Below are 15,255 nucleotides of genomic sequence, written 5' to 3'. Positions count from 1 at the left end.
ATATTCCATTTATAGAAGTAAAGTCTCTACTATTTAATACGAGTAAGCTTGTAATTGGTTGCGTTTTTTTTTGGAAATATTGTTGTAAATGTTTTCTGATTGTTATAATAAGCAGATGAGGAGGGATTTACGTGGACATTAACACATTATTTTCCATACAAGAACAATTAAACGATCGAATTATTGAAGAACACCAACTTACGGGACAAGATTTGTTCCAGGAGAAACTCCTAGCCTTCATCGTGGAAGTAGGGGAACTTGCGAATGAAACAAGATGCTTTAAATATTGGAGTCGCAAGCCTTCTTCAGAACGCACGGTTATTTTAGAAGAGTATGTAGACGGGCTGCATTTCGCCCTTACGTTGGGACTTAGCCTCGGCTATAAAAACGTATCGGTAAAAGAAGAATTTGACCTAAAAGAAAAGCTAACAGATCATTTTCTACAAGTGCTACACCTTGCACAACAACTAAATGTAAATCAGTTAGAGGAACAGTTTCAACCATTCATGGACTCCTTTTTTGCTTTAGGTCATAAATTAGGCTTTACATATGTGGAAATGGAAGAAGCCTATTTAGAAAAGAATAAAGTGAATCATGAGAGACAAGATAACGGATATTAACATCTTGAAATGATGAGATTAATTTGAGTAACGAAATAGTTTTCTGTATACTTAAAGAGACTTGATAATTGAGGAGGCTATACGGATGACAAAGCTTGATGAAAAATTGCAAATGTTAAAGGATTTAACGGATGCGAATGGCATTCCGGGGAACGAACGCGAAGTTAGAGAAGTCATGACTAAATACATAACTCCTTTTGCTGATGAGGTCACAACGGATAAGCTTGGTAGCTTAGTGGCAAAGAAAACAGGGAAAGCGGACGGTCCTAAAATTATGGTGGCAGGTCACCTTGATGAAATTGGATTCATGGTTACAAGCATCGATGATAAAGGATTTCTTCGCTTTCAAACAGTCGGAGGTTGGTGGGAGCAGGTTATGCTTGCGCAACGCGTGACCATTATGACGAAAAAGGGGAATATTCCTGGTGTAGTAGGTTCAAAGCCTCCACATATTTTAGCACCTGAAGCTCGTAAGAAACCAGTAGATAAGAAAGACATGTTCATAGATATCGGAGCAACAAGTAAAGAAGAGGCACAGGAATTCGGCGTGCGTCCAGGTGATTCTGTCGTGCCAGTTTGCGAATTTACTGTGATGAAAAATGAAAAATTATTAATGGCGAAAGCTTGGGATAACCGAATTGGTTGTGCGATTGCGATTGACGTTTTGCGTGAGCTTAAAGGAGTGGACCATCCTAACACGGTTTATGGTGTAGGAACAGTGCAAGAAGAAGTTGGCTTACGTGGTGCACGTACATCAGCTCACTTAATCCAACCAGATATTGGCTTTGGAGTAGATGTAGGGATCGCAGGAGATACGCCTGGAGTGACGGAAAAGGAAGCATTGGCTAAAATGGGCGACGGTCCACAAATTGTCCTTTACGATGCGTCTATGATCTCTCACAAAGGTTTACGTGATTTTGTTACTGATACAGCGGATGAAAACAATATTCCATATCAGTTTGATTCGATGGCAGGAGGCGGAACAGACTCTGGAGCCATTCATTTAACAGCCAATGGAGTTCCTGCGTTATCGATTACCGTACCAACGCGTTACATTCATACACATGCAGCGATGCTCCATCGTGATGATTATGAAAATACAGTGAAATTGATTGTTGAAGTAATCAAGAAGCTTGATCAGGAAACAGTTGAGAAGATGACGTACAATTAATTTGTGTCGGAACCGAATTTCATGATGATGAAGTTCGGTTTTTTTTTTGTTGTTGAGAGTCTATGAAAACTCTACAAGGTTGTAAACTAGGCTTTATAGCTCACTAAACAAACTTTTGTTTAATGAAGTTAATGCTGATTTTAAAGGTTAAAAGAGGTAGGTGAGGAGCAGAGCAGCAACCGTTCAAGCATCCTCCACCAAAAAGAGCTTATCCCGAAGAAGGGACAAGCTCACTTTTCCTTATTGCAACCCTTGGCTAATTTGTTGGCAAACCGCTTCTTTGTCTTGCTCACTAGCGTTTTTCCAATACACTTCGAATAAAACGCCTAAGCCTGGTAGCATCTTTTCTTCGCCTTTTTGAAGGGCATCTACAATTGTTGCTTCAACATCCTCTTGTGTGCTGCCTTGAATGTTGGCCATGATGGCACCGCGTAAGTTAAAACCCATAAGTATACACTCCTTTTTTTGTGAAAATGATGATTCTGTTAGTAGTATGTAACAGCACGGACTGGATTATGACGAAAAAAATGGGTATGATGGATGAAATGAGAAAGTAGGGTCTAAAGGAGTAGAAGATGAAGCGAATTGATTCAGTCAAAAATGAACATGTAAAACGATGGAAGAAATTAAAAACGAAAAAAGGTAGAGAAACAACAGGACGTTTCCTTATAGAAGGTTATCATCTTGTCGAAGAGGCTATAAAGGCACAGAAGCTAGTGGAGTATATTCTTTTAACAGAAGGAGCCAATCCGCCAGCAACCTTATCTTTGCAAAATGAGGATGTTATTATCGTAAGTGATCAAATCATGAAGGAACTTTCAGAAACAGAGACACCGCAAGGGATTGCAGCTGTCTGTGTTTTGCCGTCGGAACCGGATGTAGAAAGGTTAGAAGGACAGTTTCTTCTGATTGACCGGGTGCAGGACCCTGGAAACTTAGGAACGATGATTCGAACGGCTGATGCAGCTGGTATGACAGGTGTGATCCTTGGTGAGGGTAGTGTTGATGTGTTTAACAGTAAAGTGATCAGAGCCTCACAAGGTTCTATTTTTCATCTACCTGTGATGAAGGGTAATTTACAAGAGTGGGTCTTGCGTTTAAAACATGCGATGATTCCAGTATTTGGAACATCCCTTCAAGGAGCTAGTTCGTACACGGCGATAGAGCCTCAAGCTCAGTTTGCGATCATTATGGGCAATGAGGGGGAGGGCATGTCTGCTTCCTTACTGGAGATGACCGATCAAAATATTTACATCCCGATTCATGGGAAAGCAGAATCTTTGAATGTGGCGGTAGCAACAGGGATCTTGCTCTATTATTTTAAGGGGTAATTGTCAAAGAAAGTTGCATAAGAGTACAACATTCACTATAATAAAAAAATCAAATGTATATTTTAAATGCGAAGAAAGAGAGTAGTACGTTTTTAACCACCATGCAGGGAGAAGATGTCTAGACTGAAAGCATCTTTATGGAAGGGAAAGCAGAATTCACTCTGGAGCAGGCACTGGACTACAAGACTTACTTGTAAAGGTGTTCCGGTTTCGACCGTTACAGCAATGAAGATAATAGTCATTAGAGAAGTCTATCGATTATTAACTAAGGGTGGTACCACGAGTCTTCGTCCCTTTTGCGGGAGCGAGGGCTCTTTATTTTGTTCAAAATGAAGGAGGCACTTTGATGCGTGAACGATTAGAAGCCTTGCGAGATGAGGCATTAGCAAAAGTCGCTGTAGCTGAAGATGTTAAAGCGCTACAAGATGTAAGAGTTGCTTATTTAGGGAAAAAAGGTCCGATTACGGAAGTATTGCGTGGCATGGGAAAACTATCTGCTGAAGAACGTCCATTGATTGGACAAATGGCCAATGAGGTTCGCGATGCCATCAAAGCAGAAGTGGATCGTAAAGAAGCAGAACTTGAAGAAGCAGCAATTGAAAAGCAATTAGCGAATGAAAGCATTGACGTCACATTGCCAGGACGTCCAGTACAAAGTGGATCGAGTCATCCACTTACAGCAGTAGTAGAAGAAGTAGAAGAGGCGTTTTTAGGTCTTGGATTCTCCGTTGCGGAAGGTCCTGAAGTTGAAGTGGACTATTATAACTTTGAAGCTCTTAACTTGCCGAAAGATCACCCTGCACGTGATATGCAAGATTCATTTTACTTTACAGAGGAACTGTTACTTCGCACACATACTTCACCTGTACAAGCAAGAACCATGGAATTACATAAGGGAAAAGGGCCCGTTAAAGTCATTTGTCCAGGAAAAGTATTCCGTCGTGATGATGATGATGCGACTCATTCCCACCAATTCATGCAAATTGAAGGTTTGTTTGTCGATGAAAATGTCCGCATGAGTGATTTGAAGGGTGTATTGGAACAATTTGCGAAATCGTTCTTTGGCGAAGATCGCTCGATTCGTTTGCGTCCAAGCTTCTTCCCGTTTACAGAACCGTCTGTTGAAGTGGATGTGTCATGTGGAATGTGCGGCGGAAAAGGTTGTCGTATTTGTAAACAGTCAGGCTGGATTGAAGTACTTGGGGCTGGAATGGTTCATCCACGAGTATTAGAGATGAGTGGCTTTGACTCAACAAAATATAGTGGATTTGCCTTTGGTATGGGTGTAGAGCGTTTAGCAATGTTAAAGTACGATATTGATGATATTCGTCATTTCTATACGAATGATGTGCGTTTTCTAGCACAGTTTAAACGGGTGTAAAGGAGGAGTTTCGATGTTAGTTTCATATAAATGGTTACAGGATTATGTAGATGTAAAAGAGCATTCCGCACGCGATATCGCGGAGAAAATGACTCGCGGTGGAATTGAGATTGATTTTGTTCATCAGTTAAACCAAGGAATTTCAGGAGTGGTTGTTGGCTTTGTTAAAGAGTGCAATCAACATCCCAATGCCGATAAGTTAAATGTGTGTCAGGTTGATATTGGCGAAGAAGAGCTTGTTCAAATCGTATGTGGAGCAAAGAACGTAGCGGCTGGTCAACATGTAGCTGTAGCGAAAGTAGGGGCTGTTCTTCCTGGTAATTTTAAAATTAAAAAAGCGAAGCTACGTGGCGAAGTCTCACAAGGGATGATCTGTTCGTTGCAAGAGCTTGGGATTGATAGCAAGCTTGTACAAAAAGAATATGCAGAAGGTATTTATGTGTTCCGCGATCAAGTGGAAGTCGGAAGCGACGCACTTGCTACTCTTAACTTAGATGATGAAGTTCTTGAGCTAGACTTAACTCCAAACCGTGCTGATTGTTTAAATATGTTAGGTGTGGCGTATGAAGTGGCAGCATTATATGAAAAAGAAGTCACGCTCCCTACTATTGACGTTCAAACAAACGAAGAAGAAGCTTCAGACTATATTGATGTAAAGGTAGAAGCAACGGAAGATAATCCTTATTATGGGGCAATCATCATCAAGGATGTGAAAGTAGGTACGTCACCACTTTGGTTGCAAAACCGTCTAATGGCCGCAGGAATCCGTCCAATTAGCAATGTTGTTGATATTACGAACTATGTGTTACTTGAATATGGACAACCATTACACGCGTTTGATTATGATCGATTTGGTTCGAAGGAAGTCGTCGTTCGTCGTGCGAACGATGGAGAAACGATTGTGACATTAGATGATCAAGAGCGCACGCTTTCAAGCGATCATCTTGTGATTACAAATGGCAAGGAGCCTGTTGCGATTGCAGGTGTCATGGGTGGAGCGACCTCTGAAGTACACGCAGGCACGACAACTGTGTTACTAGAAGCTGCTTATTTTAAAGGAGCAACGATTCGTAAAGCTTCACGAGATCTAGGACTTCGTAGTGATGCGAGTACCAGATATGAAAAAGGAGTCGCTCAAGACCGCGTCCTAGCGGCGGGCCGAAGAGCAGCGGCATTAATCGCTGAACTAGCTGGTGGAACGATTGTATCTGGCGTAGTGGAACAAGATATTCTATCCTATGAACTATCAACTGTCGCTCTTGATTTAAACCGTGTGAATAACCGCTTAGGAATGTCCGTATCCACTGATGAAGCCATATCATTCATGGATCGCCTAGGGTTTACGTATGAAATAGATGGAGAAGTGTTAAATGTGACGATTCCATCCCGTCGCTCTGATATTCAAATTGAAGAGGATCTAATGGAAGAAGTTGCAAGACTGTATGGATATGATCATATTCCAACAACGCTTCCTATTGGTGCAACGACTCAAGGGGCGTTAACGGACTATCAAAAGAAAAGACGTCATGTTCGTCGTGTGCTAGAGCGTTCAGGCTTATCGCAAGTCATCACTTATTCGTTAACAAGTCCAGAAAAAGCGAAAGGCTTCGCGTTTGAAAAGAATCAAACCCCTGTTACACTAGCGATGCCAATGAGTGAAGACCGTAGTACAATGCGTACGAGTCTCATTCCACATTTATTCGATGTACTTAGCTATAATTTCAACCGGAAAAATCAAGACGTTCATGTCTATGAAATTGGATCCATTTTCTTAAGTAACGAAGAAACATTGACGAATCAACCAACTGAACGAGAAATGGTTACGGGTGCCCTAACAGGAATGTGGCTCGAGCACGAATGGCAAGCAGAGAAGAAAGCAGTTGATTTCTTTGTTGGTAAAGGCATTCTTGAAAACTTGTTCAAGGAGCTTGGAATTGAAGCTAAAATTGTGTTTGAACAAGCCACTCTACCTGATTTACATCCGGGAAGAACAGCTCTTGTGAAATTAGACGGTCAAGAGATTGGTTTTATTGGTCAAGTGCATCCTTCTAAGCAGAAGGAACTAGGCTTAAAAGAAACGTATGTCTATGAATTAGAGTTAGACACACTCCTTAACCATGAAGCTAAGGCAGTTGTTTATCAAGCACTACCAAGGTTCCCAGCTATGGTCCGTGATATTGCACTTGTCATTGATAAGCACCGTTCGGCAGGAGAAGTCGAAACCGTGATCCGTTGGGCTGGTGGCGAGTTACTGAAAAAGGTTCGTCTGTTTGATTTATATGAAGGAGAACATATGGAAGAAGGAAAGAAATCTCTTGCTTTCTCTTTAACCTATTTAGATCCAGAAAGAACGTTAACAGATGAAGAAGTGACAAAGGTTCATACAGAAGTGTTGAAAATGGTGGAAGAACATGTAGGGGCTACGCTAAGAGGCTAATATTGCCTTCCTAGTGCCCCCTAACGTAAACGAGGTTGTCGGTAAAGGTCATATAATGAACCTTTACCGGCAGCCTTTTTTTAATGCTGGTCATAGAAAGTAGAAGGTGGAAAGATAAGTAAAACCACCATTTACATTTATGATTTCATAATCTTACAAAAAAGGAAGGAAAACGACTAATAAATCAAGTAGCCCAGACCATAAATTGACTACATCATTCAATAAGATTCAGTAATTTCCAAATTTCTTCTAAAACCGATGTTTCCATAAATAAACCTTCATGGTATGATAGAATGTAGGATTTTATTAGATGATTACAACATATGGAATGACTTGTAGATAGGAGGCTTTTCCGTGTCAAAACGAAACGAAAAGCAAAAGATAACGGTTTCGATATATGGTCAACAATATACAGTCGTCGGTGAAGAGCCTCCCGCACACGTGAAAGAAGTGGCTCAAACAGTTGATCAGAAGATGAGAGAAATAAAAAAAAGAAACCCTTATCTCGATACTACACGTTTAGCTGTATTAACAGCTGTTAACATAGTTGATGATTATATAAAACTGAAAAAGGAAAATGAAATGTTGAACGAAAAAGTAAAGCAGCAAAGAACGACAGGAGACGAATAACATGCTTAGCTTTCTAATTCTATTTATCTTATTTTGTAGCTTCTTTATTGGTAGAAGAAGAGGTTTCATCCTTCAGATTATCCATCTCGTTAGTTTTGTCGTGGCAATTGTTGTCGCTTATACGTATTTTGGCGAGCTTGCTACGTACATCCGACTATGGGTACCTTATCCGCAATTCTCATCAGACAGTACAGTCGGAATGATTATTAATACGTTTAACGCAGAAAGTGTTTACTACTCTGGGATTTCTTTTGCGATTCTCTTTTTTGGAACAAAAATTGTTCTACATATACTTGGTTCCATGCTAGATTTCTTGGCACACTTACCGATTTTACGATCGGTTAACCAATTACTTGGTGGAATTTTTTGTTTCATTGAAGCATATCTTATTTTGTTTGTGCTTCTTTTTGTAGCAGCGCTTTTACCGATTGTAGTTGTTCAAGAGATTATGCAAGGCTCGATTGTTGTTCAGCTTATGCTGAATCACACACCTTTCCTATCAGAATGGTTGAAAGAACTGTGGATTAGTAATCAGCTATAGTTTGGCGAAAAGGAGGGCTTTACCTTTTTGAACAGACTATTGAAATGAGCGGCACCGATGTGAGATTTAGCCTTCTGAGAAACTTCTCAGAAGGCGCTCTAGGTGAGTGGAGTCATTGCAATGACCAGTTTGTAAGGTATCGATAATCTAACATACTGTTTCAATGTCCAATGTCCAAAGAGTAACTATTGCACATACAACCCAATAAATTTAAAAAAACAGTCTGATTCTGCATGTGACCTCTGCTTACGTGTTTTGAATCGGACTTTTTTTAAAGAAAAAATTTTAGTTGTGAATCAGAGAAGCGTGAAAGATTATTCGAAGGAGGCAATGGCTTCACACGTTGCGTGTCTTTTAGGAGATGATCACTCCTAAAATGCTTAAAACAATGGCAACGGTTCCGCTCATTGCCTATAAGAAAAGTCCGCTTTGCGGCTTTTCTTATAGTACTTTCGTTGATTTTGTCTACCAACTATCGGTATGATGAGAGTAAGAAAGAAAGGATCGATGAAGATGAATAAAAAAGACGTCATAAAACAACTGGAATTGATAGCAACGTATCTTGAAATTAAGGGTGATAACCCTTTTAAAATATCAGCTTATCGCAAAGCGGCGCTTGCGTTAGAGTCAGATGAGCGCACATTAGATGAAATAGAAAATCCTGCTTCTTTAACTGGAATTGGCAAAGGGACAGCTGAAGTTATTTTAGAACTGAAACAAACAGGAACCTCTTCTTTAATGGAGGAATTGGCGGAGGCGGTACCGTCTGGTTTGTTAAGTTTATTGAAATTACAAGGGCTTGGTGGTAAAAAGATTGGAAAGCTCTATCAAGAACTAAATGTGGTTGATCTGGAAACACTAAAGCATGCATGTGAAGCTAAAGAGGTTCAAAAGCTGGCTGGTTTCGGAAAGAAAACAGAAGAGAAAATTCTCCTCTCTATTCAAGAGGCAAGTGAGAGACCGGACCGATTAGCGCTACCGACCGTATTACCACTTGCTAAAGCGATAGAAGAGGCACTAGCTAGAATGAACGGCGTAGAGCGCTTTTCTAAAGCTGGCAGCTTAAGAAGAATGAGAGAAACCGTTAAGGACCTTGATTTCATTATTTCTACAACTGAGCCAGAAATCGTTAAACAGCAGTTACTCGAACTAGATTCGATTATAAAGGTCATCGCTAGCGGAGATACAAAGGTTTCTGTTGAAATTGAAACGATTGATTTTCCGATCTCTGTTGATTTTAGACTTGTCAAACCAGAAGAGTTTGCGACAACGCTTCATCACTTCACCGGTTCTAAAAACCATAACGTGAAAATGAGGCAGCTAGCTAAAAAACGTGGAGAGAAAATCAGTGAGTATGGAGTCGAGTATCTTGAAACAGGAGAAGTAAAAACATTCACCACAGAGGAAGAGTTTTTCGCTCACTTCGGTTTGGACTTTATCCCTCCAGAGGCGAGAGAGGATCAAGGTGAAGTCGAGCATTCGTATACGTATTTGACAGATGAAGATATTGTTAGCGACCTTCATATGCATACAACGTGGAGTGATGGTGCTCATTCGATAGAAGAAATGGTCGAGGCTGCTAGGCAAAAAGGGTATCAATATATTGCGATAACGGATCACTCCAAATATTTACGTGTCGCTAATGGTCTTTCTATTGAACGATTAAAAGATCAGCATGTTCGTATTAAAGCATTAAATGAACAATACGATGATTTTACGATTTTAACAGGTATTGAGATGGATATTTTACCTGATGGTACACTTGATTATGAAGATGAAATTTTAGCAGAAGTCGATTTTGTCATTGCCGCGATCCATTCCTCTTTTCAACAAGATCGTGCTACGATAATGAAACGGTTAAAAACAGCCTTAGAAAATAAGCATGTCGATTTAATTGCACATCCAACCGGTCGAATACTTGGTCGTCGGGAGGGCTATGATGTCGACGTAGAGTTACTGATAGAATTAGCGAAAGAAACAAATACAGCACTTGAATTAAATGCTAACCCACATCGATTAGATTTAGCAGCACACTGGTTAAAAAAAGCAGAAGAAGCAGGTGTGACGGTTGCAATTAATACAGATGCTCATAATAAAGAGTCGTTAGAACTGATGTCTTACGGGACAGGCGTAGCAAGAAAAGCGTTACTAAAAGCAGAATCAGTCATGAATACGTGGCCATTAGAAAAGCTACAAGCATTCTTGAAACGACACGATTGATGATTAGCAGAGAAGGAGCTAACTAAGATGGAACGAGTCTTACGAGTACTAGAATTTGAAAAAATGAAAAAGCAATTGTCGGGGCATGTGTCCTCTTCTCTAGGTAGGCAGAAGGTTACAGAGTTAAAGCCATCTACTGATAAAGAAGAAGTGCAAAGGTGGCAACAGGAAACCTCAGAAGGGGCGAAAGTTCTAAGATTAAAAGGACAAGCGCCACTTGGAGGAATTACCGATGTTGCCCCACATGCCAAACGAGCAAAAATTGGGGGAGCCCTTGCTGCACATGAGTTGATGGAAGTGGCAAGTACGATTTACGGGGGCCGCCGACTAAAAAAATTTATTGTAACGATGGTGGAAGAAGAAGAAATTACGCTGCCATTGCTATATGTACTTTCAGAAGAAATTGAACCGCTAACAGACGTTGAGCGAGAAATTAAGCAATGTATTGATGATAACGGACATGTAATGGATTCAGCCTCTCCTGAGCTCAGAACGATTCGTGCTCAAGTCCGGAGCTATGAATCTTCTGTCCGCTCCAAATTAGAGAGCATTACACGCTCCTCTAGCTCGCAAAAAATGCTATCAGATGCGATTGTCACGATTCGAAATGATCGATTTGTTATTCCTGTCAAACAAGAATATCGCAGTTCCTTTGGGGGGATTGTTCATGATCAATCTGCATCTGGAGCGACCTTGTTTATCGAACCACAAGCGATTGTCGTGTTAAATAATCAACTGAGTGAAGCGAAAGTAAAGGAAAAAAGAGAAATTGAACGAATTTTAACCGAGTTATCTGCGCAAGTCGCTGAAATTGCTGATGAATTGTTGCATAACTTAACGACACTTGCTGTACTTGATTTCATTTTTGCTAAAGCGCGGTATGCCAAGCAAATCAAAGCCTCAGAGCCGAAGCTCAATGAGGACGGTTTTCTTTTTCTGAAGAAGGCACGTCACCCTTTATTAGCGGATGATGAAGTCGTACCAATTGACGTCGAACTAGGTGGAACGTACCGGTCACTGATTATTACCGGTCCGAATACAGGAGGGAAGACCGTTACATTAAAGACGGTCGGTCTACTGACATTGATGGCTCAATCGGGGCTTCATGTGCCTGTCGAAGAAGAATCGGAAATGGCTGTATTTAAGCAAGTATTTGCTGATATTGGCGATGAACAATCGATTGAACAAAGTTTAAGTACATTTTCTTCTCATATGACGAACATCGTCGATATTTTAGATAAAGTTGACTTTCAAAGCTTAGTTCTTTTTGATGAACTTGGAGCAGGTACCGATCCTACAGAGGGTGCCGCTTTAGCGATTTCGATTTTAGATGATGTGTACAATCGTGGTGCCTGCGTAGTGGCAACCACTCACTATAGTGAGCTAAAAGGCTATGCCTATAATCGTGAAGGAGCGATGAATGCAAGTGTGGAATTCAATGTCGAAACATTGCGCCCTACTTATCGCTTGCTAATTGGTGTTCCGGGTCGAAGCAATGCTTTTGCAATTTCTAGAAGACTCGGTCTAAACGAGCGTGTAATTGAAAAGGCGAAAGAACAAATAGACAGTGAAACCAATCAAATTGAGCTAATGATTGAGTCGCTTGAAACAAGCCAAAAATCGGCTGAATCCGATTGGGAAGAAGCGAATGCATTACGAAAAGAAGCAGAAAAACTTCGAGCAGACCTAGAAACGCAATTGCAAGCACTTGAGGAAGAAAAGGAACGAATTTTTAAAGAGGCAGAAGAGAAAGCAGAAAAAGCCGTTCAAGAAGCGAAGGATGAAGCTGAATTAATTATTGGTGAGCTACGTGAGATGCAAAAACAAGGTCTCTCGGTCAAAGAACATCAAATCATTGATGCCAAAAAACATCTCGAGCAAGCTGCACCTAAACTTACTTCCAAGCAGAAGAAAATAAAGAAGGAAGCTGCTAAAGCCAAGCAAAACATTCAAAATGGGGATGAAGTAAAAGTCTTAAGTTTTGGACAAAAAGGATTTATTGCAGAGAAAATAAGTGAAGATGAGTTTCACGTTCAAATGGGAATTATGAAAATGAAAGTGAAAAGAGATGACTTGCAACTTTTAGATCGTCCAAAACAAGTTGAATCCAAGCCTCTTGCAATGGTACGCGGCAATGATCATCATGTTAAGTCAGAGCTTGACCTACGTGGGCAGAGATTTGAAGACGCGATGCTGATGGTAGAAAAATACATTGATGACGCGCTGCTTGCTGGATATCATCAAGTTTCTATTATTCACGGAAAAGGGAGCGGAGCCCTTCGAAAAGGAGTTAAGCAGTTACTAAAAAAGCATCCACACGTGAAAAATGAACGAGATGGTGGCATGAATGAAGGTGGGCTTGGGAACACCGTTGTCGAACTAAAATAAGAGAGGCGAGATGAATGGAAGCACTTTTTGAATATGAATGGGTTCGTACAACCGCTTACTACAGCGTCTCTCTCCTAGCTATTATTTTATTCTTGGCGATCTTTGAGCTAGTGACAAGATACAAGAACTGGCAAGAGATTAAAAAAGGCAATATAGCTGTAGCACTTGCAACTGGTGGAAAGATCTTTGGTGTAGCCAATATTTTCAGACACTCCATTGAGTACTCTGATTCTCTCCTCATGATGCTTGGATGGGGAGTGCTTGGTTTCTTCTTGTTACTTTTTAGTTATTTTATGTTTGAGTTTTTAACACCCAATTTTAAAGTAGATGAAGAAATTGAACGAGATAATCGGGCTGTCGGATTCATCGCGCTGATCATTTCTGTTGGTTTATCCTATGTCATCGGGGCGAGCATTATTGCAAGGTAGAAGGAGTCGATTTCGCTAATGGAACGGTTAATGAAGATTTTATATGTAGCATGCGGAGCATTTATATTGGCAGGAATTATTTTTATGATTTTTTATGCACCGTAAAAAAGAAAAAAAGCTGCTTTAGGGGAATCCTAAAACAGCTTTTTTACTGTTATTATAGGGTTTCGATGGTACTAGAAAAGTCATTTGGATAGGCAGTTGTCTACTCATTTGAAAAAAAGTTCTGAAAAAAGTCAAAAAATGATTCAAATATGTAAGCGATTACAATACAATGGTGTAAGAGGAGATTGATTTATGAGAAAGGAGTAAGAACAAAATGGTAAGGAGGAGATAGTCATGACAACGGTTGAAAAGATCTGGCTAGACAGTTATCCCGAGGAAGTTCCACATTCCATTGATTACGATGAGGGGTGCCTGCATGATTACTTAAAGCTATCAGCTAGTAAATATGCCAATAACACAGCTCTTCATTTTCTAGGGAAGGACATGACATACACAGAATTGTATGAACAAGCCAAGCAATTTGCGAATCAGTTGCAATCACTCGGAGTGAAAAAGGGTGATCGTGTGGCTATCATGCTTGCGAACTGTCCACAAGGAGTCATTAGTTATTATGGGGCATTGATGATCGGTGCTGTTGTTGTCCAAACAAACCCTCTCTATGTTGAGAGAGAGTTAGAGCATCAATTAATTGATTCAGGTGCTAAGGTCATTATTTGTCTGGATCTCGTATTTTCCAGAGTTGAAAAAGTACGTTCCAAAACCAATCTAGAACATGTCATTGTAACAAGCATTAAAGACTATCTACCATTCCCAAAAAATTTGCTCTATCCTTTCGTACAGAAGAAAACTACAGGCATAAAAGTAGATATCGAATACAATCACAAAACCATTGCCTTCAAACCATTTTTAAAAGCAGGAAAACCAAACGAAGTACTTGTAGAGATGAATCCAGCTGAGGATTTAGCCCTTTTGCAATACACAGGTGGAACAACAGGACCTGCAAAAGGAGTCATGCTCACCCACAAAAATTTGGTGGTCAATACCTTGCAATGTATTCATTGGACATACAAAACGACACCAGGACAAGAAAAAGGTTTAGCTGTTCTGCCGTTCTTTCATGTGTATGGGATGACAGTTAGTATGAATTTTGCCATTATGAATGGGAATACAACGGTGATTTTACCTAAATTTGATACGAAAGATGTATTAAAAACAATTGAGAAACAAAAGATTACACTGTTTCCGGGAGCGCCAACGATGTATGTCGCTCTAATCAATGACCCTAGTATTAAAGATCACGATCTGTCATCGATAAAAGCTTGTTTAAGTGGGGCCGCTCCTCTTCCTTTAGAAGTCCAACAAAAGTTTGAGCAACTTACAGGTGGAAAGCTTGTTGAAGGATATGGATTAACGGAAACCTCTCCTGTTGCGATATCGACACCGATTTGGGGTAAACGTAAAACGGGTAGCATCGGTATTCCATGGCCAGATACAGAAGCCACTGTGATCTCAGCAGAAACAGGTGAACCTGCAGATATAGGCGAAGTAGGAGAAATTGCCATTAGAGGTCCTCAAGTGATGAAGGGCTATTGGAATCGCCCTGAAGAAACAACAAAAGTATTTAACGAAGATTGGTTCATGACAGGGGATATGGGTTATATGGACGATGAAGGCTATTTTTATATTGTTGATCGAAAGAAAGATATGATCATAGCCGGTGGATTTAACATTTATCCTCGTGAGATTGAAGAAGTGTTATATGAGCATGAGGCAATTCAAGAAGCAGTTATTATTGGTGTTCCTGATGAGTATCGAGGAGAAACCGTCAAAGCTTTTGTTGTCTTGAAAGAAGGAAAAAAAATGACGGAACAAGAGCTGAACGAATACTGTCGTAAGAATTTAGCGGCTTATAAAGTACCAAGACTCTATGAATTCCGTGATGAGCTTCCTAAAACTCTAGTTGGTAAAATTTTGCGAAGAGTACTTGTGGAAGAAGAAAAGCAGAAACAGGAATCACAAGAGAAAGTAAGCAATAATTAAATTTTTTTGTGCGCCTGAGTCATGGTGATGCATCTTGAAGACGCTAGGGAGTTAAGAAACGA

12 protein-coding genes and 1 other annotated feature are annotated in these 15,255 nt (G+C 40.3%); of the genes, 11 read left to right on the top strand and 1 reads right to left on the bottom strand.

Annotation, left to right across the window (positions count from 1 at the left end; all coding sequences use genetic code 11):
- The first annotated feature begins 131 nt into the window (after positions 1-131).
- Positions 132-620, top strand: coding sequence for a dUTP diphosphatase (locus PQ474_RS11955; protein WP_273843402.1), 489 nt, complete (start codon positions 132-134; stop codon positions 618-620).
- An 85-nt stretch (positions 621-705) separates the two neighbouring features.
- Entirely contained in the window at positions 706-1,791 is a 1,086-nt protein-coding gene (locus tag PQ474_RS11950; RefSeq protein ID WP_273843400.1) for a M42 family metallopeptidase, read from the top strand.
- Positions 1,792-2,031: 240 nt separating this feature from the next.
- Here PQ474_RS11950 and sspI read toward each other — a convergent pair whose 3' ends face one another.
- On the bottom strand, positions 2,032-2,238 hold the full coding sequence (gene sspI / locus PQ474_RS11945) for a small acid-soluble spore protein SspI (RefSeq protein WP_273843398.1): 207 nt from the start codon (positions 2,236-2,238) through the stop codon (positions 2,032-2,034).
- A gap of 128 nt (positions 2,239-2,366) precedes the next feature.
- On the opposite strand from sspI, the gene PQ474_RS11940 reads away from it, so the two are divergent.
- From PQ474_RS11940 to PQ474_RS11900, 9 genes are all read left to right on the top strand, one after another.
- Positions 2,367-3,122, top strand: coding sequence for a TrmH family RNA methyltransferase (locus PQ474_RS11940; protein WP_273843396.1), 756 nt, complete (start codon positions 2,367-2,369; stop codon positions 3,120-3,122).
- A gap of 62 nt (positions 3,123-3,184) precedes the next feature.
- Positions 3,185-3,420 (top strand) — a binding site (T-box leader).
- A 48-nt stretch (positions 3,421-3,468) separates the two neighbouring features.
- Positions 3,469-4,503 carry a phenylalanine--tRNA ligase subunit alpha gene (gene pheS / locus PQ474_RS11935; RefSeq protein WP_273843394.1) on the top strand — a complete coding sequence of 345 codons (1,035 nt, stop codon included), beginning with the start codon at positions 3,469-3,471 and terminating at the stop codon, positions 4,501-4,503.
- Positions 4,504-4,516: 13 nt separating this feature from the next.
- The gene (gene pheT, locus PQ474_RS11930) at positions 4,517-6,940 is read left to right on the top strand and encodes a phenylalanine--tRNA ligase subunit beta (protein ID WP_273843392.1); all 2,424 of its coding nucleotides are present in this window, start codon (positions 4,517-4,519) and stop codon (positions 6,938-6,940) included.
- 354 nt (positions 6,941-7,294) lie between these two features.
- Entirely contained in the window at positions 7,295-7,570 is a 276-nt protein-coding gene (gene zapA / locus PQ474_RS11925; protein ID WP_273843390.1) for a cell division protein ZapA, read from the top strand.
- 1 nt (position 7,571) lies between these two features.
- On the top strand, positions 7,572-8,111 hold the full coding sequence (locus PQ474_RS11920; RefSeq protein WP_273843388.1) for a CvpA family protein: 540 nt from the start codon (positions 7,572-7,574) through the stop codon (positions 8,109-8,111).
- Between the two features lie 507 nt (positions 8,112-8,618).
- Positions 8,619-10,331: a DNA polymerase/3'-5' exonuclease PolX gene (gene polX / locus PQ474_RS11915; protein WP_273843387.1), complete on the top strand. Its 1,713-nt coding sequence runs from the start codon at positions 8,619-8,621 to the stop codon at positions 10,329-10,331.
- A gap of 27 nt (positions 10,332-10,358) precedes the next feature.
- Complete coding sequence (locus tag PQ474_RS11910; protein WP_273843386.1) at positions 10,359-12,719, top strand: endonuclease MutS2; 2,361 nt, start codon at positions 10,359-10,361, stop codon at positions 12,717-12,719.
- A gap of 14 nt (positions 12,720-12,733) precedes the next feature.
- Entirely contained in the window at positions 12,734-13,147 is a 414-nt protein-coding gene (locus PQ474_RS11905; protein ID WP_273843385.1) for a DUF350 domain-containing protein, read from the top strand.
- 339 nt (positions 13,148-13,486) lie between these two features.
- A complete protein-coding gene (locus tag PQ474_RS11900) occupies positions 13,487-15,193 on the top strand; it encodes a long-chain-fatty-acid--CoA ligase (RefSeq protein WP_273843384.1) in 1,707 nt (568 codons plus the stop codon).
- Positions 15,194-15,255 lie beyond the last annotated feature (62 nt).

It is taken from the genome of Halalkalibacter alkalisediminis (genome assembly GCF_028610705.1).
Lineage (GTDB): Bacteria > Bacillota > Bacilli > Bacillales > Bacillaceae_D > Halalkalibacter > Halalkalibacter alkalisediminis.
Note: the sequence above shows the minus strand (reverse complement) of the source record. Positions and strands in the feature narration are given on the sequence as shown.